Source organism: Xenophilus sp., assembly GCF_044462705.1.
Lineage (GTDB): Bacteria > Pseudomonadota > Gammaproteobacteria > Burkholderiales > Burkholderiaceae_C > Xenophilus > Xenophilus azovorans.
Window position 1 is genome coordinate 1 of the sequence record NZ_JBIQNC010000277.1, and the last position, 5221, is coordinate 5221.

At 71.2% G+C, this 5221-nt stretch carries 5 protein-coding genes; 2 read left to right on the forward strand and 3 right to left on the reverse strand.

Annotated features, from left to right (window positions below; translation table 11 throughout):
- Positions 1-370: DUF4147 domain-containing protein (locus ACIY1X_RS24530; protein WP_399685784.1), on the reverse strand; the 370-nt coding region annotated here is incomplete at its 3' end.
- A gap of 38 nt (positions 371-408) precedes the next feature.
- Between ACIY1X_RS24530 and ACIY1X_RS24535 the strand changes: the two genes are divergently transcribed.
- Entirely contained in the window at positions 409-1797 is a 1389-nt protein-coding gene (locus ACIY1X_RS24535) for an 8-oxoguanine deaminase (RefSeq protein WP_399685786.1), read from the forward strand.
- A gap of 584 nt (positions 1798-2381) precedes the next feature.
- Here the strand turns inward: ACIY1X_RS24535 and ACIY1X_RS24540 are convergent.
- Together ACIY1X_RS24540 and xdhC are read right to left on the reverse strand one after the other, a co-directional pair.
- Positions 2382-3587: a urate hydroxylase PuuD gene (locus ACIY1X_RS24540; protein WP_399685788.1), complete on the reverse strand. Its 1206-nt coding sequence runs from the start codon at positions 3585-3587 to the stop codon at positions 2382-2384.
- A 183-nt stretch (positions 3588-3770) separates the two neighbouring features.
- Positions 3771-4607 (reverse strand): xanthine dehydrogenase accessory protein XdhC, encoded by an 837-nt coding sequence (gene xdhC, locus ACIY1X_RS24545; RefSeq protein ID WP_399685791.1) that lies wholly within the window; start codon positions 4605-4607, stop codon positions 3771-3773.
- 53 nt (positions 4608-4660) lie between these two features.
- Between xdhC and ACIY1X_RS24550 the strand changes: the two genes are divergently transcribed.
- Positions 4661-5167, forward strand: coding sequence for a hypothetical protein (locus tag ACIY1X_RS24550; protein WP_399685794.1), 507 nt, complete (start codon positions 4661-4663; stop codon positions 5165-5167).
- Positions 5168-5221: the final 54 nt, after the last annotated feature.

A 5221-nucleotide genomic window follows, 5' to 3' on the forward strand; every position in this document is an offset into this window, starting at 1 on the left:
CCCCGGTCAGCGCCAGCATGCGCTCGGCCGCCTTCAGGCCGGCCTCGTCGGGCACCGGGTGGGCCGCCTCCACGATCTCGATGCGCTGGGGCAGGCCCTCCGGGCGCGGCGGGATGTGGTGGTAGCGGGTGACGACCAGGCCGCCGAGCGGCGCGTCCTTCGGCCACAGCGCCTCCAGCGCATGGGCCATCGAGCCGGCCGCCTTGCCCGCGCCAAGCACCAGCGTGCGGCCCTTGGGCGGCGCGGGCAGGAAGGCGCCCATGTTCGCGAGCGGCAGCGCGCGGTGCACGGCGGCGCGGTAGAGGTGTTCGAGGAAGGCGCGCGGTTCGCGCCGCGGGTCGGGCGCCGCGCTGGGCTTCGGTGCGATCATGTCCTGGGTCTCCAATGCATCACGGGAACGAGTGTCCGATGAAAAGCCTCTTGATCCGAAACGCCGATTGCGTGGCCACCTTCGACGACGCGCGGCGCGAGCTGCGCGGCGCCTCGGTGCTGGTGCATGGCCACCGCATCGAGTCGATCGGCCCGGCGGCCGAGCTGCCGCAGCAGGCCGACGAGGTGATCGACGCGCGCGGCCACCTGGTGCTGCCGGGGCTGGTCAACACCCATCACCATATGTACCAGTCCCTGACGCGCGCCTTGCCGGCGACGCAGGACGCGGAACTGTTCGGCTGGCTGCGCGGCTTGTACCCGGTGTGGGCCGGGCTCACGCCCGAGATGGTGCGCGTCTCCACCCAGGTGGCGATGGCGGAGCTGCTGCTCGCGGGCTGCACCACCAGCAGCGACCACCTCTACATCTACCCCAACGGCGTGCGGCTGGACGACAGCATCGAGGCGGCGCAGCAGATCGGCATGCGCTTCGTCGCCACGCGCGGGGCGATGAGCCTGGGTGTCTCGCAGGGCGGCCTTCCGCCCGACAGCCTGGTGGAGCGCGAGGACGCCATCCTGGCCGACGCGCAGCGCCTCATCGAGCGCTGGCACGACGCCGCGCACGGCGCGATGGTGAACGTGGCGGTGGCGCCCTGCTCGCCCTTCTCCGTCAGCCGCGACCTGATGCGAGAGGCGGCGGCGCTGGCGCGCCACCACAAGGTGCGGCTGCACACCCACCTGGCCGAGAACGACCACGACGTCGCCTTCAGCCGCGAGAAGTTCAACTGCACGCCCGCCGAATACGCGCAGGACCTGGGCTGGCTGGGCGAGGACGTGTGGCACGCCCACTGCGTCAAGCTGGACGAGGCGGGCATCGGCCTGTTCGCGCGCACCCGCACGGGCGTGGCGCACTGCCCGTGCAGCAACATGCGCCTGGCCTCCGGCATCGCCCCCGTGCGACGCCTGCTCGACGCCGGCGTGCCGGTGGGGCTGGGCGTGGACGGCAGCGCCAGCAACGACGGCGCCCAGATGGTGGCCGAAGCGCGCCAGGCGCTGCTGCTGGCGCGCGTGCGGCGCTCGCTCGATCCCTTCGGCTGCGATCACGGCCCGGCCGAGATGACGGCCCGCGACGCGCTGGCCATCGCCACCCGCGGCGGCGCCGAGGTGCTGGGCCGCGCCGACATCGGCCACCTGGCGCCCGGCATGTGCGCCGACCTGGCGCTGTTCGACCTGCGCGCGCCGGGCTTCGCCGGCGGGGCGGTGCACGACCCGGTGGCCAGCCTGCTGCTGTGCGCCAGCGCGCAGGCGGCGTACACGGTGGTCAATGGGCGGGTGGTGGTACGCGAGGGGCGGCTGGCGACGCTGGAGCTCGAACCGCTGGTCGAGCGGCATAACCGGCTGGCGGTGGCGTTGGCGAATGGCGTTCGCTGAGCACGCTGTTGGTCGACGCCGTGTGGTGTGCGGCGTGGCCGGGGGGCCGGAGCGGCTAGGCGCTCGATCCACGCCTCCCGTCCGGGCTGGGCTTGTCGAAGCCAGGTGGCGCGCTTCGACAGGCTCAGCGTGAACGGGTGGAGGGCACTCAACCGCTTCCGCAGGGAAGGCCGAACCCAACCACCACCGTTCAGGCTGAGCTTGTCGAAGCCGGGTGCTGCGCTTCGACAAGCTCAGCGTGAACGGGTGATGGGTGTCCTGAGGGGCCTCCGTTATGCCCACGGACGCAGGCCCAGGCCCCTGTGAGGGCGGCGAGGCGCGCCTGTGGAGCGCCGAGAAGCGCAGGGCGGCCGGGCTGTGTGCCTGCCGAAGGACAGGCACGCTTCGTGATCTGACTCGGCGCAGCTGTTTGAGCGCAGTGAACGAAGTGAACGCAGCGAGTTCTGCGCCGGCCCGGCCGACCGAGCATCGCAGGGCAGTCGGCGCGCAGCGCCGACCGCTCCACTCGAAGCGCCTCGCCGCCCTCACAGGGGCCTGGGCCGGACCAAAGCACACGATGCCTGCCCCGCCCGCCCCAAGCACCGTCAGTTCGTCTTCGCCCCGCCGTTGAACCAGCGCCCGATCAACGCCCGCTCCGCGTCGGTCATCTGCGTCGCGTTGTTCAGCGGCATGGTCTTGGCCGCCACCACCTGCTGGTAGATGCCCTGGGCGTGCAGCGCCACCTGGTCGGGCGTGTCGACGCGCACGTTCTTCTGCTGCACCGCCGCGCCGTGGCACATGTAGCAGCGCTGCTCCAGCACCTTCTGCACGTCGGCATAGTTCACCTGCGCCGCCTTGGCGGCCGCCGGCACGGGCGCGGCCGGCTCGGGCTGCATCCACACGATGGTCAGGCCCAGCACCGCGATGCCGAACAGCGCATAGCCCAGCGGGTTCTTCGCGTTGCCCAGCTTCCAGCGGTGGCGCACCACGAAGAACTGCCGGATTGCCGCGCCGCCGAGCATGATCAGCAGCAGCACGATCCAGTTGTACTTGTGCGTGTAGGTGAAGCTGTAGTGGTTGGACAGCATCGCGAACAGCACCGGCAGCGTGAAGTAGGTGTTGTGCACGCTGCGCTGCTTGCCGCGCTGGCCGTGGATCGGGTCCACCGGCTTGCCCTCGCGCAGCGCCGCCACGCTCTTGCGCTGGCCGGGAATGATCCAGAAGAACACGTTGGCGCTCATGGTCGTGGCCATCATCGCGCCCACCAGCAGGAAGGCGGCGCGGCCGGCGAACCACTGGCAGGCCAGCCAGGTGGCGAAGGCGATGAAGACCGCGATCAGCACGCCGACGATGGTGTCGCCGTTCTTGCGGCGGCCGAAGACCTGGCAGATGCCGTCGTACACCATCCAGAACACGACGAAGAAGGCCAGCGCCACGCCGATGGCGGCGCCGGGCTGCCAGTCCATCTTGCTCTTGTCGATGAGGTAGGTGCTGGCATTCCACAGGTAGGACATCGTGAACAGCGCGAAGCCCGAGATCCACGTGGAGTAGCTTTCCCAGAAGGACCAGTGCAGGTGGTCGGGGATCTTCTTGGGCGCCACCGCGTACTTCTGCATGTTGTAGAAGCCGCCGCCGTGCACCGCCCACTGCTCGCCGCCCACGCCCTTGTCGATCGACTCCTCGTCCTTCGGCTTCTCCAGGCTGTTGTCCAGCATCACGAAGTAGAAGGAGGCGCCGATCCAGGCGATCGCGGTGATGACGTGGACCCAGCGCAGCAGGAGGTTGGCCCAGTCGAGGTAGTAGCTTTCCATCGCTCAACCCTTTTGTGGTTGTTCTCGTCTGCTCACCACCGCGGGCGCTGTGAGCAGAAAGGGCCGCGAACGATGGGCATCGTGGGGTGATGCTTCCCGCTCCGCTGCGGCACAGTTTGTGGACGAAAGTGTATACAGTTTCTTGAACGCTTCCAAGACGGCGCGGTGCGCGCGCACACCGGGTTAACCCGATGTCTCCCGCCTTTGCAAGAGTTGGGCCGCCACGGCCACGGCGATCACCTCCGGCTCCTTGCCGGTGATGCCCGGCACGCCGATGGGGCAGGTGATGCGCGCCATCTCCTCCTCGGTGAAGCCGCGCGCCGCCAGCCGGTGGCGGAAGGTCGCCCACTTGGTCTTGCTGCCGATCAGGCCGACGTAGGGCAGGTCGCCGTGCTCGCGCAGGCGCTTGAGGCAGGCGATGACGATGTCCAGGTCTTCGGCATGGCTGAAGCTCATGATGAGCACCTGGGAGCCGGGCGCGAGGTCGGCCACCGCCGCGTGCACCGGATCGCTGTGCTCGGCCTGCACCTGGGCGGGGGTGCTCTCGGGGAAGATGCTGTCGCGGCTGTCGATCCAGCGCACGCGGTAGGGCAGCGCGGCCAGCAGCCGCACGATGGCGGCGCCCACGTGGCCGCCGCCGAACAGCGCCACGGGCGCCAGGTGGTCCGTCAGTTCCGCGCGCAGCGCGGGCGCATCGGCCGCGCCGACGACGCGAAAGCCGAGGAACACCACGCCGCCGCAGCACTGGCCCAGGCTGGGGCCGAGCGGGTAGCGCACGGGCGAGCCGTCCGCCGGCACGGCGCCGCCCTGGCCCGCCAGCAGCGCCCGCGCCTGCGCCACGGCCTGGAATTCGAGCTGCCCGCCGCCGATGGTGCCGGTGATCGCGTCGGGCCACACGGCCATCCAGGTGCCGGCCTCGCGCGGCGCGGAACCCTGGGTGGAGAGCACGCGCACCAGCACGCCACGCCCGGCGGCCAGTCGTGCCAGCAGGTCGTCCAGGGCGCCGGCGGCGGCCGTCACGGACGACACCTCCGGTTGCGGGCGCCGCCGGCGCCGCAGGTATAACCGGCGGCATGACCGACCGCCGCGCCCCCGCATCCCTTCGCTCCGCCCTGACGACCGCCGCGCTGGGCTGCGCCCTCCTGCTGGCAAGTTGCGGCGGCCTGGGCGGCAAGGTGCCGGGGCAGCTCTCCGACGCGGCGGCGCCGCGCACGGCCTCCGGCACGCCGTCCGCCTCGCGCGCCGCCAGCGCCCTGGCCTACCGGCAGGACGCGGCGCGGCACGTCTATGCCCTGAACGCCGGCCGCATCTACGCCGGCCCGCTGCCGCCGCTGCTGTACGCCGTCGGCACGCTGCAGGTGCACATCGACCCGCGCGGGCAGGTCACGTCGCTGCACTGGCTGCGCGCGCCCACGCATGCGCCCGACGCCATCGCCGGCATCGAACAGGCGGTGCTGGCTGCCGCGCCCTACCCCGTCTCGGCACGCCTGGGCGCGGTGGTGTGGACCGACACCTGGCTGTGGGACAAGAGCGGCCGCTTCCAGATCGACACGCTGAGCGAAGGCCAGTTGCAGCAATAGGCAGCCGCAGCCGGGCCGGCTTTCAAGAAAACGCCGGGCCGCCCCAAGTTTTCT